Source organism: Chryseobacterium sp. Leaf201, assembly GCF_001421435.1.
GTDB lineage: Bacteria > Bacteroidota > Bacteroidia > Flavobacteriales > Weeksellaceae > Chryseobacterium.
Genome location: NZ_LMKA01000073.1, coordinates 13404 through 38430, shown reverse-complemented (window position 1 = coordinate 38430; position 25027 = coordinate 13404). Strand labels below are relative to the sequence as shown.

The window sequence follows — 25027 nt, the reverse complement described above, 5'->3', positions numbered from 1 at the left end:
TCAAGAGTTCAGGTAAAAATAATTTGAGGAGTTCGGCATCGTTTAACATTCCTCAAAATTATCAATATTTCTTTTTCTCCCCAAGTTTTGAGATTGATCCGATAGAATCCTCTTAATTCTTATCTTTATTGGGTTTCTGTATAATGTGTGTAATTCTTTCCGTTTTATTTACAGGTTTTGCCCTGCTGGGCTTAAAATAAGTTTCGTATAACTTTTTGGGCTTTATAAGATTTATTTTTTCCCGGTCCTGCTCCCAAACCCTTACTTTATAATCTTTTCCGTTCCCTGAAGCATTAAATAAAGGCGTGAATATCAAATCCCTTTCTCTAATGGTGTATCTTTTACTGAGCGCGTACAGATTATTGATGTCATTGATGTCAGAATAGATGATCTTATCCTTGTATTCCTGAAATTTCCTGGACTTCCAAGATAACGTATCATTTTTAAACAGGCTCAGATCCTGAGATATATCCGGCACTATGGAAGATTGGTAACTGAATTTCGCATCAACAACCAAAAGATCCATTTCAGCTGTGATCTGATTAATAAGGTTTTTATTTTTGGCAATCTCATTTTTAAATTCAGGTGATTTCTTTATTTCAATTTTTATAAAGCTCCTGAACGACTCCTGAATTCCTGAAAGAACCCGGATCACATCACTTACGGAAGCAGAATTCCCCACCGTTCCGGCAGGTTCTATTTTGAAATGAATCGCTACTCTCCTTAATTCTTCTAAAATTGGATTCTCCATAGTAAAGGCCAAATATATTACTATTTTTGATTACAAAAAAATCCCCTTGCTTACGCTCGGGGATTTCTATTGATCAGTTTTAAAACTGCTTATTATTTTACTTCTTCAAAATCTGCATCCTGTACATCATCTGCACCTCCTGCATTGTTTCCTCCCGGATTCTGAGCACCGGCTGCATCTGCACCCGGCTGTTGGCCTGCTGCATACAACTCTTCTGAAGCGGCCATCCATGCTGCATCCAGAGCTTCGGTCTTGGCTTTTACATCATCTCCGTTCTTCGCTTCAAAAGCGGTTTTCAGTTCTGCATGAGCTGATTCAATGGCTGCTTTTTTGTCTGCAGACAGTTTATCACCGAATTCTTTCAGCTGCTTTTCAGTCTGGAAGATCAATCCGTCAGCTTTGTTGAAGATCTCAACTTCTTCTTTTCTCTTGTTATCCGCAGCAGAGTTTTCCTGAGCTTCTTTTTTCATTCTTTCGATTTCTTCGTCAGAAAGACCTGAAGATGCCTGAATTTTAATGGTCTGTTCTTTACCGGTTCCTTTATCTTTAGCAGAAACGTTCAGGATACCGTTGGCATCGATATCGAAAGTTACTTCGATCTGAGGAACGCCTCTTGGTGCCGGCGGAATATCAGCAAGGTCAAATCTTCCGATCTCTTTATTGTCATTGAACATCGGTCTTTCACCCTGTCCTACCCTGATGCTTACTGCAGGCTGGTTGTCAGAAGCGGTAGAGAATACCTCAGATTTTTTAGTCGGGATCGTTGTGTTCGCTTCAATTAATTTAGTGAATACAGAACCCATGGTTTCAATTCCTAAAGAAAGCGGCGTAACGTCAAGAAGCAATACATCTTTTACATCACCTGTAAGTACACCTCCCTGGATAGCTGCACCAATGGCTACAACCTCATCCGGGTTAACTCCTTTAGACGGCTTTTTACCGAAGAATTTTTCTACTTCTTCCTGAATGATCGGGATTCTTGTAGAACCTCCCACCAAGATTACTTCGTCAATATCAGAAGTTGACAATCCTGCATCCTTCAGCGCTTTTGCAACAGGATCCATGGATCTTTTTACCAATTCTGCAGATAACTGCTCGAATTTAGCTTTTGTCAGGGTTTTCACCAAGTGTTTAGGACCTGTAGCTGTAGCGGTAATATAAGGAAGGTTGATTTCAGTCTGCGGAGAAGAAGATAACTCGATTTTTGCTTTTTCAGCAGCTTCTTTCAATCTCTGTAATGCAATGGCATCAGATTTAAGTTCCACTCCTTCTTCAGCTTTAAATTCGTCAGCCATCCAGTTGATGATCACATCATCAAAGTCATCACCTCCTAAGTGCGTGTCTCCGTTTGTAGACAATACTTCGAATACACCATCTCCCAAATCAAGGATAGAGATATCGAAAGTACCACCACCAAGGTCATATACTGCGATTTTCTGATCTTTATGAGCTTTATCCAAACCGTAAGCTAATGCTGCAGCTGTTGGTTCGTTGATGATTCTTTCTACTTTAAGACCTGCAATTTCTCCCGCTTCTTTGGTAGCCTGTCTCTGTGCATCATTAAAGTAAGCCGGAACCGTAATTACCGCTCTTGTTACTTCCTGTCCAAGATAATCTTCAGCCGTTTTCTTCATTTTCTGAAGCGTCATGGCAGAAATTTCCTGTGGCGTATATTCTCTGTCGTCGATTTTTACTTTTACGGTATCATTCGGTCCGGATACCACTTCATAAGGTACTCTGGAGATTTCCTTTGCATCTTCTTTAAAGTGCGTCCCGATAAATCTCTTGATAGAATATACGGTTTTCTTAGGGTTTGTAACGGCCTGTCTTTTAGCAGGATCTCCCACTTTTCTTTCTCCGTCTTCTGTAAAGGCTACGATAGAAGGTGTTGTTCTTTTACCTTCTGCATTAGGGATTACAACAGGGTCTTTTCCCTCCATTACAGCAACGCAAGAGTTGGTTGTTCCTAAGTCAATTCCAATTATTTTACTCATAATATTTTTTATTTTTTCTGTTTTAAAATTAATTACACTCTCAATTTCTCAATATTTGTACCATTTAAAAATTTATGACAAAATGACACAATACCTGATATAGGGCATGTATTACAGATAAAAACCGTCTTATCTGATACCATTAAGACAGCTTTATGTATCAGGAAGGAATTGAAGAATTAATCAAAGTTTAACCTGGAACATAGGGGTGGAAAGGTACCGAATCATTATTTTTGAGAAAATTATAAACTTACGAATGTCATTACACTTTAATCCGAGAGATATCACATGGCTTGCCTTTAATGAAAGGGTTTTACAGGAAGCAATGGACGAAAAAGTACCTTTGCACCTGAGAATCCGTTTTTTGGGAATTTTCTCCAACAATTTAGATGAGTTTTTCAGGGTACGGGTTGCCGGACTGAAACGGGCAATGGATTTCAAGGAAAAAGTAATTGCAGAATCATTTTATCAGCCGCCGTCCAAAATTCTCCAGAAGATCAATGATATCGTGATGACCCATCAGCAGAATTTTGACCATACCTGGCAGAAGATCCAGGATGAGATGGCTGAACAGAAAGTTTTTATTAAAACCTCTAAAAACCTGAGTTTAAAACAGAAGGATTTCGTGAGAAGGTATTTTGATGAAGTAGTAGAATCCAATGTGATCCCTATCCTTCTTCATGAAAACACGCCAATGCCGTATATGCGGGACAAAAGCCTGTACCTGGGCGTGTCTATGAGAAAAAAGGAATGGCTGTATTCAAGCAATTATGCCATAATTGAAATTCCGTCACGGTTTGTGGGTCGGTTTGTCCTGATCCCGGCAGAAGATCCTGAAGAGAAGAATGTGATGCTTCTGGAAGATGTGATTACCTTTAATTTACCGCATATTTTCTCTTATTTCGGATATGATGAATTTTCTGCCAATGCCTTTAAAGTAACCAAAGATGCCGAGCTTGATCTGGACAATGACATTAAGACCAACTTCGCGGAAAAGATTGAGAAAGGATTAAAAAACCGAAGAAAAGGGAAACCTACCCGTTTCGTTTTTGATAAAGATATGGATAAAGCGCTGCTTGAAATGCTGATCCGCAAACTAAATCTTACTAAAAAAGACAGCATCATCCCGGGAGGAAAGATTCATAATTTTAAGCATTTCATGGATTTTCCTGATGTTTTCGAAAAGTATGAAAGGCCTGCCGAAAGAAGATCTTTTACCCATCCTGCTTTTGAACATGGGGAAAGGGTGACGGATGTTATCCTGAAACAGGATGTTTTGCTGAGCTTTCCGTACCATAAATACAATCCGGTTATTGACCTGCTCCGTGAGGCGGCAATGGACCCGGATGTAAAATCCATACAGATTACAGCGTACCGTCTGGCAAGCAGCTCAAAGATCATCAATGCTTTGATTTATGCGGCCAGGAACGGAAAAGACGTTACCGTTATGCTGGAGCTTCAGGCAAGGTTCGATGAAGAATCCAATCTGGAATGGAAAGAAATGCTGGAGCCGGAAGGCATCACCGTGCTGATCGGGATTCCCAATAAGAAAGTACATGCCAAACTGTGCATCATTAAAAAACGGGCCCATAACAAAACCTTCCAGTACGGCTTTATCAGTACCGGAAACTTCAATGAAAAAACGGCACGGATTTACGGCGACCATCTGATCATGACTGCAGACCGCGGGGTAATGGCAGACATCAATAAAGTATTCAATGTCCTTAAAAAACCGAAAGAAGATTTCCTGCCTGTTTTAAGAACCTGTAAACATCTTCTGGTATGCCCGCAGTTTATGCGTGAAAAAATCGTTTACCATATTGACAAGGAAATTGAAGAGGCAAAAGCAGGAAGACGTGCCGAAATGATCATCAAAGCCAATTCCATGAGCGACAGGGCCCTGATCGAAAAGCTGTATGAAGCTGCCACAGCGGGTGTCACCATAAGAATGATTGTAAGGGGTATTTACTGCGCCATCAACCAGAGGGAGTTTAAAGAAAAGATAAAAGCCATCAGTATTGTAGATGAATACCTGGAACATGCCCGGGTGATGTACTTCTACCACAAAGGTTCGGAAGACCTCTATATTTCTTCTGCAGACTGGATGACGAGAAACCTGGATTACAGGATTGAAGCCGCAGTAAAGATTACGGACAAGGGTCTGAAGAAAGAATTGAAAGATATTCTGGACATACAGTTGAAAGATAACGTAAAAGCCCGTATTTTAGATAAAAAATTGAGCAACGAGTACATCAGCAATGACAAAGAAGAATGCCGTTCTCAGATTGAAACATACCGATATTTAAAAGCCAAAACGAATAAAAAATGAAGATTGCAGCCATAGACATAGGGAGTAATGCCGCCAGACTTTTAATCAACGAAGTAAAAATCAATAACAATAAGCCGGAATTCATCAAACTTAATCTTCTGAGGATCCCTTTGCGATTGGGGATGGATGTTTTTACCCTGGGGAAAATCGGGGAAGAACGGGAAAAAATGGTGATCGATTCGATGAGGATTTTCAGTGACCTGATGAAAATGTACCATGTGGAACATTACAGGGCCTGTGCCACGAGTGCGATGCGCGATGCGGAAAACGGACAGGACATCATCAATGAGGTAAAGAAAACATCAGGCATCGATATTGAAATTATTTCAGGTGATGAGGAAGCCACGCTGGTTTTTGAAAATCATATCGCAGAAGGCCTCGACAAAGAATTTGCCTATTTATATATTGACGTTGGGGGCGGTTCTACCGAACTGACCTTCTATGAAAACAATACGATGATCTACGAAAAGTCATTCAACATCGGGACCATCCGCCTGCTGAATAACCTGGTAACGCCGGACAACTGGAAGGATATGAAAGAGGAAATCCGGAAAAACATTAACAGCAAGAAACCGATTGTTGCCATTGGCTCGGGAGGGAATATCAATAAGGTTTTTTCCATGAGCAAGACCAAGGACGGCAAGCCGATGTCAATTACCCATCTTAAAAAAGTACACCGGGAACTGGATGAGCTTACGGTTGAGGAACGCATGACCAACTACAACCTTCGTGAAGACAGGGCAGATGTTCTGGTGCATGCCTTAAAGATTTTCAATAATATTATGTCATGGTCTGAGATCAACCGGATCTTTGTCCCGAAAATATCAGTGGCAGACGGGCTGATCCATAATATCTACAATCAGCTGCAGGATAAAAAGTAATTTTAATACATTATATGGAAACCGGTCTTTGTGATCGGTTTTGTTTTTTTGAATGGAAGGATGGTATTTTAGCCCGGATTGCAGCGGAAATCCTTTTTGAAAAAAAGATTGCAGCGTAAAGCCGGAAACAGCTCCTAAAAAAATCATAAAACACTGATAATATAAGTTTTATTAGCAGAATAAAAAGATACAGTCTTAACAACCTGACTACCGAAAGAATTAGTCTATATAAAAAATGAGCATAATTTTTGCTTGTCTGTAAAGTAAAAATAGCTCTTAAACGTCAACAGGAATATAATTAAAACAATGAACTCAATTAAAATAATCCTTACGGGAGCAACAGGCATGGTTGGAGAAGGTGTTCTGATGGAATGCCTCGAAAATCCGGATATTTTCCAGGTGCTGAGTGTCAGCAGGAAACCTTCCGGGAAAAAACATGCCAAGCTTAAGGAATATATTGTTTCTGATTTCCTGAATATTGACCTGAATGACGAAAATTTCAAAGGCTATGATGCCGTTTTCTTCTGTGCCGGAACCAGCAGTATAGGAATGAACGAAGAAGACTACACCAAAATCACCTATGATACCACCCTGCATTTTGCCAAAGCGGTCCTCAGCCAGAATCCGGATATGGTTTTCAACTATGTTTCCGGGGTGTATACTGATAAAACTGAAAGTGGAAAACTAATGTGGGCAAGGGTAAAGGGCCGGACAGAAAATGCACTGAAAAAACTGGGGTTCCGGGCGGCCTATAATTTCCGGCCGGGCTTTATGAAGCCTGTGGAGGGACAGCAAAATGTGAAATGGTTTTTCAAGCCTTTTACAACGCTGGTTCCCATGATATTACCGTCAAAATCATTAACTTTACAACAGTTGGGTAAAGCAATGATCAATGCCGTACAGAAAGGGTATCCTGTCTCAACACTAGAAATTAATGACATTAAAAACCTGGCGATATGAAAGAAATGTTAAAAAGAATTTTCCTGGTTGCTTTTATCCTGCTGGTGCTTACGGCAGTTTCAGGATTTTTTTATCTGCAGAAACATCCCATGAACAGTATGAAAGCCACAGGCAAAAACCTGAATTTTTCGGGGCGGATATCAAAATGACCGTTATTTTATCTGTCATAGCGTGACTTCTGGTCGCCGGCTTTACAGCCGGTAGCATCTTCTATTGTTAATAATACCTATTTATTAATCATTTATTAAAATTACCTTAAAATATTTACAAAGCAGAAGGTTCATTTTTGCATAAACTTAATGTAAGTAAAAAATGATTAATAACTACTTGTTAAAAGGGTCTGTTGTTGCGGCCTTCTTCCTTCAGGGCGCTTTGTCTGCACAGACCTCCCTTATCCATTACTGGAATTTTAATAACAATACTTCGGCAGCAGCCATCACGGCACCCACCTCAACCTTAACAGGCGGATCACTGGCCGCGGTAACCAGCGGAACCACCGAAATTGATTTTGCAGGGGGAACGGGACAAAACTTTAACATCGATAACCTGAATGCCAGAAACGGAGATGCTTCCGGAACCCACTTAAGATATAATTTCCCGATCAACGGGAATCTGCAGTTCAATCTGCCTACCACCGGCTATAATAATGTGGTGGTGAAATTTACCACGAGGAGATCAGGTTCCGGAGCGGGAACGCAGACCTGGTCCTACTCTACAGACGGAACCACTTTCCAGACTTATCAGACGGTTACCCCGCAGGATGCCAATCCGCAGCTGGTGACCTTTGACTTTTCTGCCATAGCCGGTGTTGCCAATAACCCGAACTTTAAACTGAGGGTACAGTTTGCCGCAGGTTCAGGAGGAAGCGTAGGAAATAACCGTTTCGACAATTTTACGGTTGATGCCACGGCAGCAGGCGGTGCAGATACGACTCCTCCCACCGTAACATATCTGCCTGCAAACAGTACGAACAATGCCTCCACTACAGTAAATCCCACCCTTTCTTTCAATGAAAATGTAAGGCTGGCAGACAATTCCCCGATCAACGATTCTAATGCACAAATGCTTGTTGATTTCCGTCTTGGAAATGCAGCAGGAACACAGATTCCCTTCACAACGACTTTCAGTAACAATAAAATCACGGTAATCCCCACTTCAGGCCTTGTTCCCGGCCAGACGTATTACCTGGCTTTAAAACCGAATATGGTGGAAGATGCAAGTGATAATGCGGTGACCGCCTCAACATCGACCATCTTTACCACAGCAGGAACTTCGGTTTCCCTGGATAAAAGTTTCATTAAAGTGAATGAAAACTCAGGAACACTGGCATTTAAGATCAATGTCAGCAACCCTTCCGCTTCATCCGTAAATCTAGTGGTAAAACCGGCACCGTTCAGCACTGCAGACAGCAATGATTTTACATTAGCCAACCAAACGATAAATATTACGCCGTCAACAACAAGTTATACGGTAAATATCCCGATCAATGATGATACGGTGCAGGAACAGCAGGCAGAATATTTTGTCGTAAGCCTTGAGAATCCATCCGGAACCACTATATCAGGAGATAACAATGCCACTGTTTATATTGTTGACAATGATACTCCTGCCCCGGTACCATCCAATCAGATCCAGTTAAACTACATCGGCAGCTTTGATCCTTCGGGGAACAACAACAGCTCTACGGAGATTGTGGTTCATGATCCTTCCACCCAGAGATTATTTACCATCAGTTCACTTACGGATGTGTTTGATATCATCAACTTCAGCAATCCGAATGCACCGACGGTCATAAATACCATCAATATGGCTCCGTACGGAGGAATTACAAGCATCGCCGTAAAGAACGGAATCATTGCAACAGCTTCCCCGAATACCAATCCTCAGCAGAACGGATCGGTGGTTTTCTTTGATATCAACGGAAACTTTCTAAAACAGGTAACCGTAGGTGCATTACCGGATATGATCACTTTCTCTCCGGACGGAACGAAAGTAATGACCGCCAACGAAGGCGAGCCTAATGATGCCTATACTGTAGATCCTGAAGGAACGGTGAGCATTATCGATATTTCCGGAGGCATTAATAACCTTACCCAAAGTAGTGTAACCACACTTAATTTTAATGCTTTTGATTCTCAGGTTGCCGCACTGGCTGCTACGGGCTTAAGAAAGGTAAGAACCAATAATACCCTGTCCCAGGATCTGGAGCCTGAATACATCGCCATCAGTTCAGACAGCCAGAAAGCATGGGTAACGCTTCAGGAAAACAATGCTGTGGCAGAAATCAACCTTGCGTCCAAAACAGTTACCAGCATCTGGGGATTAGGTAAAAAAGACATGAGCATTCCCGGGAACGGCTTTGATGCTTCAGATAACAACGGGGAAATTTTAATTGCCAACTGGCCGGTAAAAGCTTATTTTCTTCCGGATGGCACCCAGGCTTTCAATATGGGAGGAACCAATTATCTGGTAACGGCTAACGAAGGGGATGAGAAAGACCTGTCAGGATTCAGTGAGCGGACCACTGTGGGAGCCGGAGCTTATACTTTGGACCCTGCCCTGTTTCCGAATGCCTCTATTCTTAAAGCTTCTTATAATTTAGGAAGGTTCAGGGTTTCCAATGCTACAGGAAATACGGACGGAGATGCAGATTTTGAAGAAATTGCAGCATTGGGCGCACGTTCGTTCTCTATTTTTAATGCTGATACGAAACAGATCGTCTATGACAGCGGTGACCGTTTTGAAAGGTATATTGCCGCCAGTTATCCGCTGATTTTTAATGCAGACAATGAATCAAACGCCGTAAAAAACAGAAGCCGCGCAAAAGGACCTGAACCGGAGGGTGTTACCCTGGGAACAGTTAACGGACAGACGTATGCTTTTATAACCATAGAAAGAACCGGAGGGGTGATGGTATACAATATAACAGATCCGAATAATCCTACATTCACCGATTATAAAAATTCCCGTACCACTTCAGCGTATGGTGGCGACAACGGTCCGGAAGGAATTACTTATATTGATGCATCAAATACCACTACAGGGAAAGGATATGTGGTGATTGCCAATGAGATCAGCGGTACTTTATCGATGTATGAAATAGCCCAATCCCCGACTTTAGCCACAGGCGAAGTGAAGACTGAAAAAGCGACATTCAATGTATTCCCTAATCCGGTAACGAAGGGCAGTACACTTTATTTCAACAGGGCACAGGATTATGAGCTGTACGATATGTCCGGAAAACTGCTTGGAAAAGAGAAAGCAGCCTTGACAATAGATACTTCAAAACTTTCTACCGGTGTCTATCTTGTGAAGACTTCCGAAGGACATGTAAAAAGAGTTATTGTAAAATAGAATATATTATTATTTAGTTGATCAAAAATGAGCCCCGGAATGTTTCCGGGGCTTTTCTTATGGGAAATACTGACCGGATAATTCATATTTCAAAAAATAAAATATAGAGATTACTCTAAATAAAATAGACCCAGTGAAATTCACTAGGTCTATGTTTTTTATTAATGCATATCATCATAAATCCTTACAAGATCCACCACATTTTTCACCTGCAGTTTCTCAAAAATTTTCTTTTTATAGGTACTGATGGTAGACATCTTCAGGTTCAGGCTGTTTGAGATTTCAATATTCCCGTTTCCTTCTGCCAGAAGCTTAAAAATCTGGAATTCCCTTTTGGAAAGCCTTTCCACGGAATGGCTTCCGGCAGATTGTGAAACCAGTTTTTTCATCATATCTACCGTATAATAATAGCCTTCTTCAAATATTCCCATGACGGCTGTTAAAATTTCAGATTCCGAAGCGCCTTTATTCAGGTAGCCTGCTGCACCTTCTTCGATGTACTGTATTCCGACATTTTCATCGTAAGTCGCAAAAATCAGAATTTTAAGATGCTTCTGTTTTTTCTTAAGTTCTTTTACCATTGCCTTAAAAATACTGTCCGGGATATCAATATCAATGATCAGGAGATCATATATTTTTTCAGAAACTTTGTTTTTCGTCTCAATATAGGTCTCGGCAAAATCTATACTGCACGGATATTGAAGTTTTGATTCCAGCACCATAGACGTACCTGTACGTACAACATAATGACCATCTGCAATGAGTATGTTTTTCATAGTATTTAGTTTACATAAAATCTTTCAAATAAATTAAGAACGGTCTTTTCTCACTTTATTTACACCTTCAATACAACTTACAGACCAAATTATCAGCCGCCATAACATAATTCCCTTTATTGAAGGGAAGTTCCGGAATTATATGATACAACATCGTGGCTGTGGATATCCAGAATAAATGATTTCTGTTACTGCCCGGAATGTAATTTATATGACAGCCATACATGGCTCTATAAATAATCACACAAAAATAATACATATAACAATTACCGGCGTGTAGAATTATAACTATAAAAAAATCATAAATCCCTGAAATTCAGTTCAAATTAAATTACCGACAATTTCTTAAATATATTGATTGCGTGATCCTTGCCTTATTAAGCAATCCTAATCCGGCAAACAGGGCATCAATATCATCAATTTCCATGAAGAAACCTAATATAATGAATCATTTTAATTTAATTTTAATTTGATGATCCGGCAGGTATTATTGAATGGTGGAATATACCTGATTTATTTCAAAAAAAATCTTGCAGTTCGCGATGATCACACAGATTTCCTGTGAATTTAAATCTGTATTTAAATAGGCGGGAATTTATTCCACAGACACTTCAAAAGTTTAAAAGTTCAATACTGAATTTAAACAGGCTCTAATAAAAAAAAGACAGGCCCTTACAGACCTGTCTCAAAAAATATATTTTTTTAATCTTGTTATTCTACGCTTATAACTTTTTCAATTTCCGGTGCATGCTGTTTAATGGTATTCTCGACTCCTAATTTTAAAGTGGAGAAATTCAGTGAGCATCCGGAACAGTTCCCCAAAAGCTTTACATAGACCAGGTTGTCCTTTACATCGATCAATTCAATATCACCCCCGTCCTTGTTTAAAAACGGTCGGATGCTTTCCAGGGCCTCCATTACTCTTGTTACGGTATCTTCGTGCGTTATATTTGTTTCCATATTGTTCTGTTCGATTCGGTTTTTTCAAATGTTGAAAATAATTATTTTGCCTTCGGCGAGCATCCTGCCATAGTGGTAATTTTTACCGCTTCGGTAGGAGGAAGGTTTTTATTCCGCTCTACCAGGCTTTCTACCATTCTACGGGCAGTTTCCGTATAGATACCCGCAATCTCAGACCCTTCCTGCAAAGCAGCCGGCCTTCCGACATCACCTGCTTCCCTGATGCTCTGAATTAAAGGAATTTCTCCCAATACCGGAATCCCTAAGTCTTCTGCCAGATACTGCGCTCCCTGCTTTCCAAAGATATAATATTTATTGCCGGGCAGTTCTTCCGGAGTAAAATAGGCCATATTCTCAATAAGCCCAAGAACCGGAATGCTGATGCTTTCCATCTGGAACATCGCAATACCTTTTCGCACGTCTGCCAATGCTACATGCTGAGGCGTACTGACAATCACGGCACCCGTTACCGGAACTTCCTGAATGATGGAAAGATGGATATCTCCCGTTCCCGGCGGCAAATCTATTAATAAAAAGTCCAGTTCTCCCCAGGCTGCATCCCGGATCATCTGGTTTAATGCTTTGGATGCCATCGGGCCTCTCCAGACTACTGCCTGGTTGGCTCCTGAAAAATATCCTATAGACAGCATTTTTACTCCGTAATTTTCAACAGGCTTCATCAGGCTTTTGCCGTTCACTTCTACAGAAATCGGCTTTTCACCTTCCGTATCAAACATGGTAGGCACTGAAGGCCCGTAAATATCGGCATCCAGCAAACCTACTTTAAAACCCATTTTTGCTAATGTTACTGCTAGATTAGCCGCAACCGTAGACTTACCGACACCTCCTTTCCCGGAAGCAACGGCAATAATATTCTGAATCCCTGCGATCTGTTTTCCTTTGATCTGGCTCTGCTGGATTTCAGCAGGCTCAGGAGAAACTATTTTTAATTTTAAATGAACCTCTTCCCCGAACTCACTGGCAAAAGCCTGTTTCATGGCAGCCTCCAGCTTCTTCTTCTCGTGCATGGCCGGTGAATGGGCCGTCATATCAATATACACATCATTGCCCATGATCTGAAGGTTGTTCACCAAATCATCAACTTCTATTTCTTTAAGGAAACTATGAACCTTTTCTTTCGTCAACATAAACTAAATAAATTGTTTACAAATTTACGAAAAATTAAGCTATTTAGAATAAGTAAAAGCACTGATAGATACTTTCTTTTACATAGAAATATTCTGAGGTAAAAAAGCAAATTATTATAGTAATGACTAATGGTTGTAACAAAATGAATTTACTCGGCACTTTTAAAAATACAGTACAGGATATTTTAAAGATGCTTTAAACCAGCACATTTTCATATTGATCTTCATTACACTTTAGGGTACTTTTCACCGTTTTAATCAGTGAAAATGATTTATCGCTGTAATTAATGGAATTTTGTTAGATTTGTCAGCATCTATATCAAGTAAAAATCACATTAAATAAATTCATGAGTGCTAAAAAATTCATCCTGCTTTTCTTTTTAACTTCCTTTTGTTTACAGGCCCAGAATTATTCGCAATATGTTAATCCGTTCATCGGGACTGGCGGCCACGGCCACACATTTCCGGGAGCCATTGTTCCGTTCGGGATGGTACAGCTTTCCCCGGATACCAGAATTGACGGAAGCTGGGACGGATGCAGCGGATATCACTATTCAGATTCGGTAATCTACGGTTTTTCACATACCCACCTCAACGGAACGGGGGTTTCCGATTACGGCGATATTATGCTGATGCCCACCATGGGAAACCCAAGCCTGGATAACAAGGAATATTCTTCAAAATTTTCCCATAAAAATGAAAAAGCAGCGGCAGGATTCTATGCAGTGAAATTGGATAAAAACAATATTGATGTCCGGCTGACCACTACCAAAAGAGTCGGTTATCATGAATATACATTTAATAATGCCGGGAATGCCAACATTATTTTAGACCTCAACCACCGGGATAAACTTCTGGAAGGCGAAGTAAGAATCATTGATGACAAAACCATTGAAGTTTTCAGGAGAAGCGAAGCCTGGGCAACCAATCAGTATATCTACGCCAGGATTGAGTTTTCAAAACCGGTGAAAATATCCAGGAATGCAGCAAATGGAAAACAGGAAAACAACCTTTTCACAGGTACAAAATTAGCACTGGCCTTTTCTGCCAAGGTAAAAAAGGGCGAAAAAATCAGTGTGAAAGTAGCCATTTCCCCAACCGGCTATGAAGGAGCAGGGAAAAATATGCTTGCAGAAGGTAAATCCAATGATTTTGAGTCAATCCGGAAGCAGGCGGCTGCAGACTGGGACAGAGAACTGTCTAAAATTGAAGTTAAATCTTCTGATAAAAATAAACTGACCGTTTTCTATACCGCGATGTACCATGTATTTACACAGCCGAACATCAACATGGATGCTGACGGGAAATACAGGGGCCGCGACAATAAATTTTACATGGCCAAAGATTTTGATTACTATTCGGTTTTTTCACTTTGGGATACCTTCCGCGGAGCACACCCTCTGATGACACTGATTGACAGGAAAAGAACGGCTAGTTTCATCAATACCTTTATTAAACAATATGAACAGGGCGGGAAACTCCCGGTTTGGGAACTGGCTTCCAATGAAACGGAATGTATGATCGGCTATCATTCGGTATCTGTTATTGCGGATGCCATGGCAAAAGGGATTACAGGATTTGATTACGAAAAAGCATTTGAAGCTTCCAAAAATTCCGCCATGCTGGATATTTTCGGGCTGAATGCATACAAACAGAACAACTTCATCAGCATTGACGATGAGCACGAAAGTGTTTCTAAAACAGTGGAATATGCGTATGATGACTGGTGTATCGCCCAGATGGCAAAAATTTTAGGCAAGAAGGAAGATTACCAGTACTTCATGAAACGTTCCCAGAACTGGAAAAACCTCTACAATCCGAAGAACGGATTCATGCAGCCGAGGAAAAACGGAAACTGGTACGAGCCTTTCGAGCCGAGAGAGGTAAACAATAATTATACGGAAGGAAATTCCTGGCATTACTCGTATTCTGTACAGCAGGATATCCCGGGCCTGATTGCTGCCCATGGCGGAAAAGAAAAATTTGAACAGTTTATCGATTCTATTTTCTCTGCTCCCGACACTACCACAGGAAGAGAACAGGTAGACATCACCGGGCTTATCGGGCAGTATGCCCAGGGAAATGAACCGAGCCACCACATTGCTTATCTGTACAACTATGTAGGCAAACCGGAAAAAACAGATGCAAAAATCAAGTACATCCTTGATAATTACTATAAAAATGCACCGGACGGGCTGATTGGAAATGAAGACTGCGGGCAGATGAGCGCCTGGTATATCTTAAGCACGCTGGGCATTTATTCCGTAACGCCGGGATTACCGGAATGGCAGACCACAACGCCTTATTTCGATGAGGTAAAACTTCATCTGGAAGACGGGACCACAAGAACCATCACAAAAAATACAGGTCGTGAAGAACTTAAAAAGCTTGGATTTGAAAATGTAAAAACGTTCAGAGATTTTAAATATGATGAACTGACAGCCTCTCCTGTTATTGCCGCCGCACGGATTTTCGACCTGAATACACAGGTTGAGATCACCGCCCTGAATCCTGATGACAAAATCTATTACATGACCCTGGATGAAGGTGATGCCAATGTGAGAAAAATGTTCATGCCTTACAAAGGTCCATTCATCATCACAAAAACAACACAGGTTTCTGCCTATGAAGAGAGAAAAGGGGAAAAAAGCTCAGTGGTAACAGCAAATTTCAACAGGAGGCCGAACAATTGGGATATTACAGTCAATTCAACGCCTACTCCACAATATACGGCAAGCGGCAAACTGTCCCTGATTGACGGGATCAACGGTGATGCCAACTGGAGAAAAGGGGAATGGCTGGGCTATCAGGGGCAGACCTTTGAAGCGGTTATCGATATGAAATCGCCGCAGGACATCACCCATATTTCATCAACCTATCTCCAGGACAGCAGGGCATGGATCCTGATGCCGAAGAAAGTGGAATATTATGCTTCCAATAACGGAAAAGACTTCATCCTGCTGAAAACCATCGACAATACGCTTGACCCTAAAAATGAAACTGTTCAGGTAAAGGAGTTCCCGGCAGAAGTATTGCCTACCCAGGCCCGTTACATCAAAGTAAAAGCCTATCATTTCGGGAAACTTCCGGAATGGCACCAGGGAGCCGGCGGTGAAGCATATATTTTTGTGGATGAGATTTCTGTGAAATAGAAATCAATATTCAGAAAAACCACAAACCTCTTTCAATGTGAAAGAGGTTTTGTTATTAAAAGTATTTTAAAGATTATCAATTAAGCAATTTTCATTAAGAACTGATTAACTTCGGCTTGATAGTAATGAAGACTAACTTTATTATTTTTAATGAATCCTCTCAGACCAATTCAGCCCTTCCGGCAATTCTCTATCAGAAAACTCAATGTGGATCACCCTTCTTCTGCTTCCGTTGGTGGTTCTGTTGGATCCGTGAAGTAACAGAGGTTTCATCATCATGATTCCGCCCTTTTCTACACTGCATATTTCTTCGGTTTCAATGGTCCAGTCGATGGTTTCGGGCCTGTAGATTCCTTTGGCATAGGATGCGGGGACTACTTTCAAAGCGCCGTTATGCTCATCCGTATCATCCAGATGGATCCGTATTGTATACATATTTTCAAGAATATCCAGTGGCGGCTGAACGGCAAACTGGTTCTGTTTGGTAGTCCAGGGACCGAAACCCGGCAGTTCAAGCTTCTTATCGACAGAAATGGTCAGGTCCTGATGATAGGCAACATACCAGTTGGAGATTTCAGGCTTGTCAAAATAAATACTTTTACGGCAATATATTTTTCACCGAAAATTCCCTTACAGATTTCTTTGATTTTATCATTGAAAACCAGATCCCTGACCTCCGGGATTTCTTTTAAAAACTGCCGTATGGCAAACAGATCTTCAGACTTTCTAAACGTCTCTTTTGACGGATCCGTATTCCGGATCACCTCACTTATCTTTTCAATTTCTTCCCCTGAAAAAACATTGCTGATAACGGAATATCCTTTATCAGCAATTATTTCTTTATGTTGTTCTAAGTTCATTTTTCCGTAGTCATTAATTACTATGACAGTTGTAATATGATACTCCGGATTACAGATTTCCGCCATGGTTATCCAGCTGGCCTTCCCATTTGGAAACGGCAGACGTGGCGAGTGCATTCCCAAGTACATTGGTCATGCTTCTTCCCATATCACAGAAATGGTCAATCGGTAAAATTAAGGCAATCCCTTCCGGCGGAATCCCGAACATGGAGCAGGTAGCCACAATAATCACCAAAGAGGCTCTCGGCACTCCGGCAATCCCTTTTGAGGTAAGCATCAACACAAGAAGCATGGTAATCTGCTGCCCGATGGTCATTTCAATCCCGTAAATCTGGGCAATGAATATAGAGGCAAACGTCATATACATCATACTTCCGTCCAGATTAAAAGAATATCCTAAAGGCAGAATGAAAGACACCACTCTGTTATTACACCCGAATCTTTCCAGCTCTTCAACAAGTTTCGGGAATACAGCTTCGGAACTGGTGGTAGAAAATGCGATCAGTAAAGGTTCTTTAATCCTTCTTAATAATTCAAAAAGACGGTTTCCGAGAATAAGATATCCTACCAGTAAAAGCACCAGCCAAAGGATCCCCAATGCGAAGAAAAAATCCCTGAGATAAATGGCATAGACTTTAAAGATCTCAAAACCGTTGGTTGCAACGACGGCAGCAATGGCTCCCAAAACCCCCAGCGGTGCAAACCACATGATATAGCCTACCATTTTCAGGATTCCGTGTGCGATAATCTCGAACAGCTTAACCACAGGCTGCGCATATTCTTCACCCAGATTGGCCAGGGCAATCCCGAACATAATGGAAAAAACCACAATCTGAAGCACTTCATTGGTGGCAAACGCTTCAAAAACACTTTTAGGAATGATGTGTTTTACGAAATCTTCCATGGAAAACCCTTTGCTGCTTTTCAGCAGTTCTTCCGCAGTAGCCGCATCCTGAATCGGAAGTTTGGTTACATGTCCCGGTTCAAGCCAGTTCACCAGGATCAAACCGATAAAAAGAGAGATGAGGGAAGCAGAAATAAACCACAGCATGGCTTTCGTTCCTACCCTTCCGATCATCTTGATATCGCTCATTTTGGCAATCCCCACAACTAAAGTGGTAAAGACAAGCGGAGCAATGATCATCTGCACCAGGCGGATGAAAACCGTCCCTAAAAGTTTTATGTTGCTGGAAAAGGGCACTGCACTTTCCGGATACTTCACATGTACAAGTCCGCCGATCCCTACTCCCAGGATCAATGCGATGATAATGGCTATAAATAGTTTATTCTGTCCTTTCATATCGTTAATTCAAGTTTCGCAAATATAATATTTTTACAATTGGCGCAGGGTTTAGTTTAAAGCTGATGAATCACATTTTCATCAAAAAGCTAATTTAAAATTAAAGAACTGATTTTTATACTCTTATAATCAATTTTGTAAAGATAAATTTTGTTTTTATTTATTTGGTACGTATTTTATTATTACATTTACCTGTATTAACAACATTTACAAAATATACAATTATGAAAAAAACGATCGCAATGGCTGCACTTGCTGTAGCCGTATCCTTCGGTTCTGTTTCTTGTAAAAAGAAAGTTTCAGATTCTGATCTTCAGACCCAGGCTACTACGGTAGTTACTTCCAATCCGGGTGCTTCCGTAGAAGTGAAAGAAGGGGTAGCCCACCTGAGCGGAACCTTTGAAACCCAGGAGGCAAAAGACGCCATGATCAAACAGCTGAAAGCCATCAGCGGGATTAAAGACGTTCATGATATGGCTACTGTTGCTCCAGCTGCTGCTGCCATGCCTGCACCGGTTGAAACACAGTCTGCAGTAGATCCTGCCGTACAGCAAAAAGTGAAGGACGCGGTAAAAGATATCCCGGGAGTAAAAGTGGAAACGGTAAACGGTGAGCTTACGCTTACAGGAAACGTATCTTCTGCTGATGCAAGAAAAGTAAAAGAATCGGTAGATGCTTTAAAAGTGGGAAAAGTAAATTATAACTACACCGTAAAATAATCAGACATGAGCACATTACAGGATAAATATTCAAGCGTGGTTTCTGCTGCACAGTCTGCAGGAATCTCTGACCTTCAGGTTCAGGAACAGGACGGGATTCTTTATGTTTCAGGGAGTGCTTCCAATACAGCTGCCAAAGATGCAGTCTGGAATGCCTTAGGAGCCATTGATTCTTCATATTCTGCTTCCGATATCAATATTGACGTACAGGTTTCAGGTCTTGCCGCAGGTGCAGCCCTTACCGTGGCTACCGATGAATCCAATCTGAACATCAGACAGGAGCCTTCTACAGATGCCGCTGTTGTGGGTAAAGTTGAAAAAGGTTCTTCCGTAACGCTGGTAGAACAGACTTCAGACGACTGGTGGAAAGTAAAAACCGATAAAGGCCAGGAAGGATATGCCTATTCAAGGTATCTGAGGGCTTAATCAGATCAAATATTACATTATTTATATACAGCATCCTTTTGGGGATGCTTTTTTTTGTATTCAGGAATATATTTAACAGACTATTTAAAATTAAATGCCAAACATTAACGCTATTTAACGGTCCACACCCCTTTTGCAGGGATATTTTTTTTTATAATTTTGCGGCTCTAATAACCTAAATGTAATGAGAAAACTATTATTGCTGCTATTCGCGTTCAATTTCATAATTCTGAATGCTCAAAAATTAAATATTGAAGGCCAAGTTTTCAGCTTTGAAAAAAAGCCACTTGAAAATGCAACGGTTTATCTCCTCAAACAAAAAGATTCATCCATCGTCAATTACACTGCTACAAACAGAGATGGTAAATTTTCTTTAAAGACAGATGAATTAAATGAGCCTACTATTCTGAAAGTAGATGCTGACAAATTAATTTCCTATTCTAAAAATTTTGAAAAAATTGATAAATCATTTTCATTGGGAACAATTGAGCTTGAAAAAAATTCCATTACCGATATTGAAGAAGTAAAAATTACGGTTTCACCCGTGAAAATAAAAAAAGATACCATTGAATTCAATGCTTCATCTATAAAAGTTCGTCCTGACAGTAAAATTGAAGAGTTGTTAAAGCAGATTCCGGGAGTTGAAATCAGCAATGAAGGAAAAATTACGGTCAATGGAAAAGAAGTTGACCAGATCATGATCAACGGAAAACCGTTCTTCGACAAAGACGGCAAAATTGCATTGCAAAATCTTCCGGCTGACATTATAAAAAACATCCAGTTTACAACCACAAAAACCAAAGAGGAAGAATTGACGGGAAAAACTTCAAAATCAAACAATGCCACAATTAATTTTAATATTGACGAAAAGAAAAACAGAGGTCTTATTTCAAGGCTTACCTTAGGCTACGGATCGGATAAGCGATATGAAGGGAGCGGGCTGTTTAGCTACTTTAAGAATGACACCAAAATCAGCATACTGGCATCATCAAACAATATCAATTCACAGGGATTTTCAAATGACGAAATTTTTGACAGCATGGGACGGGGAAGAAACTCATGGCTGATGCAGGGGTCTTCTGTCGTAAAAAGTGGAAATTCAACGTATTATGTACAGGGAGGCAACAACAAAGGAATTCAGCGGTCTACTACTATCGGCTTAAATTACAGTGATAAATTCGGGAAAGATGCAGATCTGGAAAATATAAGCTTAATCCATATCGACAATAATCTTGAAACAAAATCCAAAGTATCGCGTACAACTCTTCTGCCTGATTATACGTTGAAAACTGATTCTGAGAATAATGGAGAAAATGAGTCTAAACAGTATAATTTTGATATGGCCGCAAGGATCAGGTTGGATTCTCTCACGAGTATTTATTTTTCACCGTCATTTTCCAGATCAGAAGGATTTAATTATAACAACCTGAAATCATCTACTTTAAGGGATAGTATACTTCTTAATGAAAGTAATTCCTATACAAGCTCCGATTCTGAAAATAATGCTTTTACCCCCAATATTTATTTATCTAAAAAATTCAGAAAAAAAGGAAGAGTAGCCTATGCTAATATGAACGGAACTATTTCTGAATCTAAAAATAATAATCTGAACAGATCACAAACAACCTTCTATCAGAATATTGGCCTAAATGACAACAGGAATCAGCTGTTGAAGAAAAAAGAGCAGAATTCCAATTACCGTTTCCGCGTAGGCTATACCGAACCTATTTCGGATTCTATAAATATAAGCCTGGAACTGGAATATAATTCACAGTTATTCAACAACCTGAGAGATGTGAATGATTTTAATGAAAGTTCAGGGGATTATTCGGATTACAATACACTTTTATCCAACGGAATGAACCAGAAAATCAATCAGTTTGCTCCGGAATTATCTTTTGAAATCAATAAAAAGAAAATCAATGCCTGGGGATCTGTAGGTGCGGAATTTTCTGATATGAATGTAAATTCTGTTTACAATGCTCAGAATTATAATCTTCAGAAGAACTTTGTGCTCCCCAAATATAACCTGGGAGCCCAGTACCATTTTTCGCAAAACATGAGCCTGAATTTGTATAACTTTTCCAATTACACAATTCCTACAGCGGAACAGCTTACACCTTACGTGGATTTCTCCAATCCTTTAATTACTTTCCAGGGAAATCCGGATCTTAAAAATGCCTGGAGCAATATGACGTACCTTTATTTTAACAACTTTAATATCGTAAAAAACATTAATTATTATGTAAACATCGGGTTTACCTATCACAATAATGACATTACAAATTATTCATTTTATGATGAAGATGGAAAACAGCATGTAACCTACGCGAATATCAGCGGAAATAAGAATTTCAATTTCGGGGGAAGTTTCAGCAAAACTTTTAAATGGAAAGAAAATAAATTTACCATCAGTCCCAGATTTAATATGACTTATGCATTAAATAAAGGATTTATCAACGGCCAGGAATATACAAGTAATTATTTCACTTTAAACCCGGGATTGAATTTCACCTATGAAATAAAAGATAAGTTCACCATAAAACCTTCTTATTCATTAGGATATAATTTATCAAAATATAAGAATTACAGCATTGACGAGGTCAACACGAGCTACCAGACTTTAAAAATGGAGCTTACTAATTATGTTCTGCAGAGCAGATTAGTAATAGGAAATGATTTTGAATATAATACCAATTCCAATATTGCTCCCGGCTTTAAAAGAGATTTTTATTTCTGGAATACAAGTGTCGGATATTCATTTTTTAATAAGCAACTGACGGCAAAGGTGAAAGTGTATGATGTTTTAAATCAAAATCAAAGTGTAAGAAGAACAATTTCAAATGCTTATTTCGAAGATCGCGATGATCTTATCCTGAAACGTTATGTAATGTTTTCTCTGACAATGAAACTGAATAAATTTGCAGGGAAGAAAATGAAATAAAATAAATAATGCAAATAAACGAGATATGTTATCTCAGATTTACGGATTGTAAATCTATATCATAAAATGGCCGGAAGAAAGTTCCGGTCTTTTTTGTTTTTGGATGATGAAAAAGTAATTGATTTGATTTTGATGCTTTAACCATTCCTTTTAACAATTCCACTTCGTAAAAAGAAACCAGATCATCCTGAATATCTAAATTCATACTGAATTTCTTTTCAGTTTTGTCGGGATATGAAATTTGCAAAATATAATTGACCCGGGTCTGAGCATTGGTAATCACTGATAAAAATATGATAAAGAATATTACAATTTTTCTCATAAAAATTTAAAATAATACGCCAAAATAGTGTTTTTTTTATTTCGATCATCAAATTCTCATTACATCATCCTGAATTGTGTATTTATTAGTAAAATATAACAACATTTTTTTATCTAAATTAACATCAAATTTTACCTGATGAAGATTCATTTTTCAATTTTATTTATTTTCCTTTTTGTTTTTGGAAATTCACAGAGCAAACAGCCTCAGCCCGACACCTTCGTAAAAGACAATTTCATCAAGAAGGAATTTTATATCCCGATGCGCGACGGTGTAAAACTGTTTACTTCCGTTTATATTCCGAAAGATATTTCGAAAAAGCAGAAATATCCGTTCCTGATGCAGCGTACATGTTACAGCATTGCTCCTTACGGTGAGAATGAATACAGAACGAAACTGGGCCCTAATCCGTACCTGATGCAGGATAAATATATTTTCGTATTCCAGGATGTCCGCGGAAGATACATGAGCGAAGGGACTTTTACCAATATGACGCCACAGGTTGACCACAAGACCAAAAAAGATGTTGATGAAAGTACAGATACGTATGACACGATTGAATATCTTCTTAAAAACATCAAAGACAACAACGGAAAAGTCGGGCAGTACGGCACTTCTTATCCCGGATTTTATACGGCTGTCGGCGTTCTGTCACAGCATCCCGCTTTGGTAGCCTCTTCCCCGCAGGCACCGATCTCAGATTTCTGGAATGACGACTTCCTTCATAACGGACGGTTTATGTTAGGTTATTTCAGGACGTTCCCGGTGTTCGGAGTTCAGAAGACAAAGCCGGAAAATAAGGCGTGGTATACAGATTCCATGATCAAGCCGACTTCTGAAGACGGACTGAAATTTTACAGAGATATGGGAACTTTGAAAGACGGCTATGAAAAATATTACAGGGATAATTTTTTCATGACCGAGATTATGAACCATACCAACTATGATGAATTCTGGCAGCAGAGAAGCCTTCTGCCCCACCTGAAGAACATAAACCATGCAGTGATGACAGTCGGAGGATGGTTTGATGCTGAAGATTTATCCGGACCGTTAAATATTTATAAAACGATTGAAAAAACAAGCCCGAAAGCGAAGAATACCATTGTGATGGGACCTTTCTCACACGGAGCATGGGCCTATGAGCAGGGAAAACATTTCCATAACCAGATTTATTTCGGAGACAGCATTGCAACTTATTATCAGAAAAATATCGAGACGAAATTCTTTAATCATTATCTGAAAGGAAACGCTAAGCAGAATGCAGGTTTACCGGAAGCTTTGATGTATGATACCGGCGCAAAACAATGGCGTGAATTTGCCACCTACCCTCCGAAAGAAGCTAAAAAGATGAACTTTTATTTAGCTGGCAGAACATTGAAAAACTCTTCCGGGCAGGGCTTTTCTGAATATTACAGCGACCCCAACAATCCCGTGTTGAGTTCTGATAATCTGAAAGATTTCAACGGTTTCACACCCCGGAATTATATGTCTGAAGACCAAAGATTTGCGGAAGGCAGGCCAGACGTTTTAACGTTTACCACCGACGTCCTGACAGAAGACATGACTTTTGCAGGAGAAATCATGGCTAAATTAAATATCGCTTCCACTTCCACAGACGCCGATTTTGCTGTAAAATTAATTGATGTTTATCCTGAAGATTTTAAACCTGCCGAGAAAAAAGAAGGCGTTGTGTACGGAAATTACCATCAGATGGTCAGGAGTGAAATTATGCCCGCGAGATTCAGAAACTCCAGGGAAAAAGCTGAAGCATTGGTACCGAACCAAAAAACAGCGGTGAATTTCAGGTTACAGGATGTGGTGCATACGTTTAAAAAAGGACATAAAATCCAGATTCAGATTTCTTCAACCTGGTTTCCGCTTTTTGCAGTCAATCCACAGAAATTTATGGATAATCCTAATTTTGCCACCAGGGAAGATTACACAAAAGCATTCATCAGGATTTTTGACGACAGTGCGATTGAAGTTGAGGTTTTGAAATAAAACAAAAAGCTGTTCAAGATTAACTGAACAGCTTTTTTATTTGCACGACTTTAGATGTTCTATTTGTCATTGTGTAGAAACCTAATTTACTTAGGAGAATTACCTGTAAAAATCGTTACCTGAATTCCTGCGGAATGACAGGCTTAACTA

General features: G+C 39.9%; 19 protein-coding genes. 10 read left to right on the top strand and 9 right to left on the bottom strand.

Going from position 1 to position 25027, the window contains the following annotated elements; translation table 11 throughout:
• Positions 1 to 112 precede the first annotated feature (112 nt).
• Both ASE55_RS10645 and dnaK read right to left on the bottom strand, forming a co-directional pair.
• On the bottom strand, positions 113 to 751 hold the full coding sequence (locus ASE55_RS10645) for a hypothetical protein (protein WP_056219028.1): 639 nt from the start codon (positions 749 to 751) through the stop codon (positions 113 to 115).
• Between the two features lie 92 nt (positions 752 to 843).
• On the bottom strand, positions 844 to 2745 hold the full coding sequence (gene dnaK, locus ASE55_RS10640; RefSeq protein ID WP_056219025.1) for a molecular chaperone DnaK: 1902 nt from the start codon (positions 2743 to 2745) through the stop codon (positions 844 to 846).
• Positions 2746 to 3001: 256 nt separating this feature from the next.
• Between dnaK and ppk1 the strand changes: the two genes are divergently transcribed.
• From ppk1 to ASE55_RS10615, 5 genes are all read left to right on the top strand, one after another.
• Positions 3002 to 5074 carry a polyphosphate kinase 1 gene (gene ppk1, locus ASE55_RS10635; RefSeq protein WP_056219021.1) on the top strand — a complete coding sequence of 691 codons (2073 nt, stop codon included), beginning with the start codon at positions 3002 to 3004 and terminating at the stop codon, positions 5072 to 5074.
• Positions 5071 to 5955: an exopolyphosphatase gene (locus ASE55_RS10630; RefSeq protein WP_056219018.1), complete on the top strand. Its 885-nt coding sequence runs from the start codon at positions 5071 to 5073 to the stop codon at positions 5953 to 5955. The genes ppk1 and ASE55_RS10630 overlap by 4 nt, the downstream gene beginning before the upstream one ends.
• Before the next feature lie 306 nt (positions 5956 to 6261).
• Positions 6262 to 6915, top strand: a complete 654-nt coding sequence (locus ASE55_RS10620) for an NAD-dependent epimerase/dehydratase family protein (protein ID WP_056219013.1) — start codon at positions 6262 to 6264, stop codon at positions 6913 to 6915.
• Entirely contained in the window at positions 6912 to 7064 is a 153-nt protein-coding gene (locus ASE55_RS20325; RefSeq protein ID WP_157844645.1) for a hypothetical protein, read from the top strand. Before ASE55_RS10620 ends, ASE55_RS20325 begins: the two co-directional genes overlap by 4 nt.
• Positions 7065 to 7227: 163 nt before the next feature.
• On the top strand, positions 7228 to 10269 hold the full coding sequence (locus ASE55_RS10615; protein ID WP_056219010.1) for a choice-of-anchor I family protein: 3042 nt from the start codon (positions 7228 to 7230) through the stop codon (positions 10267 to 10269).
• A gap of 161 nt (positions 10270 to 10430) precedes the next feature.
• On the opposite strand, the gene ASE55_RS10610 is transcribed toward ASE55_RS10615, so the two are convergent.
• From ASE55_RS10610 to ASE55_RS10600, 3 genes are all read right to left on the bottom strand, one after another.
• Entirely contained in the window at positions 10431 to 11045 is a 615-nt protein-coding gene (locus tag ASE55_RS10610; RefSeq protein ID WP_056219007.1) for a response regulator transcription factor, read from the bottom strand.
• A gap of 711 nt (positions 11046 to 11756) precedes the next feature.
• Complete coding sequence (locus ASE55_RS10605) at positions 11757 to 12005, bottom strand: NifU family protein (protein ID WP_051289253.1); 249 nt, start codon at positions 12003 to 12005, stop codon at positions 11757 to 11759.
• Positions 12006 to 12046: 41 nt separating this feature from the next.
• Entirely contained in the window at positions 12047 to 13153 is a 1107-nt protein-coding gene (locus tag ASE55_RS10600; protein ID WP_056219004.1) for an Mrp/NBP35 family ATP-binding protein, read from the bottom strand.
• Between the two features lie 347 nt (positions 13154 to 13500).
• On the opposite strand from ASE55_RS10600, the gene ASE55_RS10595 reads away from it, so the two are divergent.
• Positions 13501 to 16305: a GH92 family glycosyl hydrolase gene (locus ASE55_RS10595; RefSeq protein ID WP_056219001.1), complete on the top strand. Its 2805-nt coding sequence runs from the start codon at positions 13501 to 13503 to the stop codon at positions 16303 to 16305.
• Between the two features lie 147 nt (positions 16306 to 16452).
• Here ASE55_RS10595 and ASE55_RS20855 read toward each other — a convergent pair whose 3' ends face one another.
• The 3 genes from ASE55_RS20855 to ASE55_RS10585 all read right to left on the bottom strand — a co-directional run bounded on the left by ASE55_RS20855 (position 16453) and on the right by ASE55_RS10585 (position 18465).
• Positions 16453 to 16740 carry a phytanoyl-CoA dioxygenase family protein gene (locus ASE55_RS20855; protein ID WP_317041555.1) on the bottom strand — a complete coding sequence of 96 codons (288 nt, stop codon included), beginning with the start codon at positions 16738 to 16740 and terminating at the stop codon, positions 16453 to 16455.
• A gap of 101 nt (positions 16741 to 16841) precedes the next feature.
• Complete coding sequence (locus tag ASE55_RS20850; protein ID WP_317041554.1) at positions 16842 to 17165, bottom strand: hypothetical protein; 324 nt, start codon at positions 17163 to 17165, stop codon at positions 16842 to 16844.
• A 49-nt stretch (positions 17166 to 17214) separates the two neighbouring features.
• Positions 17215 to 18465, bottom strand: a complete 1251-nt coding sequence (locus ASE55_RS10585; RefSeq protein ID WP_056218998.1) for a dicarboxylate/amino acid:cation symporter — start codon at positions 18463 to 18465, stop codon at positions 17215 to 17217.
• A 224-nt stretch (positions 18466 to 18689) separates the two neighbouring features.
• On the opposite strand from ASE55_RS10585, the gene ASE55_RS10580 reads away from it, so the two are divergent.
• The 3 genes from ASE55_RS10580 (at position 18690) to ASE55_RS10570 (ending at position 22554) form a co-directional block, all read left to right on the top strand.
• Positions 18690 to 19184, top strand: a complete 495-nt coding sequence (locus ASE55_RS10580) for a BON domain-containing protein (protein ID WP_056218995.1) — start codon at positions 18690 to 18692, stop codon at positions 19182 to 19184.
• 6 nt (positions 19185 to 19190) lie between these two features.
• The gene (locus tag ASE55_RS10575) at positions 19191 to 19610 is read left to right on the top strand and encodes an SH3 domain-containing protein (protein ID WP_056218992.1); all 420 of its coding nucleotides are present in this window, start codon (positions 19191 to 19193) and stop codon (positions 19608 to 19610) included.
• Between the two features lie 184 nt (positions 19611 to 19794).
• Positions 19795 to 22554 (top strand): outer membrane beta-barrel protein, encoded by a 2760-nt coding sequence (locus ASE55_RS10570; RefSeq protein WP_056218989.1) that lies wholly within the window; start codon positions 19795 to 19797, stop codon positions 22552 to 22554.
• 28 nt (positions 22555 to 22582) lie between these two features.
• Here the strand turns inward: ASE55_RS10570 and ASE55_RS20655 are convergent, their stop codons facing one another.
• Positions 22583 to 22876 carry a hypothetical protein gene (locus ASE55_RS20655; protein ID WP_056218986.1) on the bottom strand — a complete coding sequence of 98 codons (294 nt, stop codon included), beginning with the start codon at positions 22874 to 22876 and terminating at the stop codon, positions 22583 to 22585.
• 138 nt (positions 22877 to 23014) lie between these two features.
• On the opposite strand from ASE55_RS20655, the gene ASE55_RS10560 reads away from it, so the two are divergent.
• On the top strand, positions 23015 to 24877 hold the full coding sequence (locus ASE55_RS10560; protein WP_056218983.1) for a CocE/NonD family hydrolase: 1863 nt from the start codon (positions 23015 to 23017) through the stop codon (positions 24875 to 24877).
• Positions 24878 to 25027: the final 150 nt, after the last annotated feature.

What these genes read in the sequence shown, in the direction of transcription:
- ASE55_RS10645 (WP_056219028.1), bottom strand. Translation starts at nt 751, where the DNA reads ATGGAGAATCCAATTTTAGAAGAATTAAGGAGAGTAGCGATTCATTTC.
- dnaK (WP_056219025.1), bottom strand. Translation starts at nt 2,745, where the DNA reads ATGAGTAAAATAATTGGAATTGACTTAGGAACAACCAACTCTTGCGTT.
- ppk1 (WP_056219021.1), top strand. Translation starts at nt 3,002, where the DNA reads ATGTCATTACACTTTAATCCGAGAGATATCACATGGCTTGCCTTTAAT.
- ASE55_RS10630 (WP_056219018.1), top strand. Translation starts at nt 5,071, where the DNA reads ATGAAGATTGCAGCCATAGACATAGGGAGTAATGCCGCCAGACTTTTA.
- ASE55_RS10620 (WP_056219013.1), top strand. Translation starts at nt 6,262, where the DNA reads ATGAACTCAATTAAAATAATCCTTACGGGAGCAACAGGCATGGTTGGA.
- ASE55_RS20325 (WP_157844645.1), top strand. Translation starts at nt 6,912, where the DNA reads ATGAAAGAAATGTTAAAAAGAATTTTCCTGGTTGCTTTTATCCTGCTG.
- ASE55_RS10615 (WP_056219010.1), top strand. Translation starts at nt 7,228, where the DNA reads ATGATTAATAACTACTTGTTAAAAGGGTCTGTTGTTGCGGCCTTCTTC.
- ASE55_RS10610 (WP_056219007.1), bottom strand. Translation starts at nt 11,045, where the DNA reads ATGAAAAACATACTCATTGCAGATGGTCATTATGTTGTACGTACAGGT.
- ASE55_RS10605 (WP_051289253.1), bottom strand. Translation starts at nt 12,005, where the DNA reads ATGGAAACAAATATAACGCACGAAGATACCGTAACAAGAGTAATGGAG.
- ASE55_RS10600 (WP_056219004.1), bottom strand. Translation starts at nt 13,153, where the DNA reads ATGTTGACGAAAGAAAAGGTTCATAGTTTCCTTAAAGAAATAGAAGTT.
- ASE55_RS10595 (WP_056219001.1), top strand. Translation starts at nt 13,501, where the DNA reads ATGAGTGCTAAAAAATTCATCCTGCTTTTCTTTTTAACTTCCTTTTGT.
- ASE55_RS20855 (WP_317041555.1), bottom strand. Translation starts at nt 16,740, where the DNA reads ATGTATACAATACGGATCCATCTGGATGATACGGATGAGCATAACGGC.
- ASE55_RS20850 (WP_317041554.1), bottom strand. Translation starts at nt 17,165, where the DNA reads ATGAACTTAGAACAACATAAAGAAATAATTGCTGATAAAGGATATTCC.
- ASE55_RS10585 (WP_056218998.1), bottom strand. Translation starts at nt 18,465, where the DNA reads ATGAAAGGACAGAATAAACTATTTATAGCCATTATCATCGCATTGATC.
- ASE55_RS10580 (WP_056218995.1), top strand. Translation starts at nt 18,690, where the DNA reads ATGAAAAAAACGATCGCAATGGCTGCACTTGCTGTAGCCGTATCCTTC.
- ASE55_RS10575 (WP_056218992.1), top strand. Translation starts at nt 19,191, where the DNA reads ATGAGCACATTACAGGATAAATATTCAAGCGTGGTTTCTGCTGCACAG.
- ASE55_RS10570 (WP_056218989.1), top strand. Translation starts at nt 19,795, where the DNA reads ATGAGAAAACTATTATTGCTGCTATTCGCGTTCAATTTCATAATTCTG.
- ASE55_RS20655 (WP_056218986.1), bottom strand. Translation starts at nt 22,876, where the DNA reads ATGAGAAAAATTGTAATATTCTTTATCATATTTTTATCAGTGATTACC.
- ASE55_RS10560 (WP_056218983.1), top strand. Translation starts at nt 23,015, where the DNA reads ATGAAGATTCATTTTTCAATTTTATTTATTTTCCTTTTTGTTTTTGGA.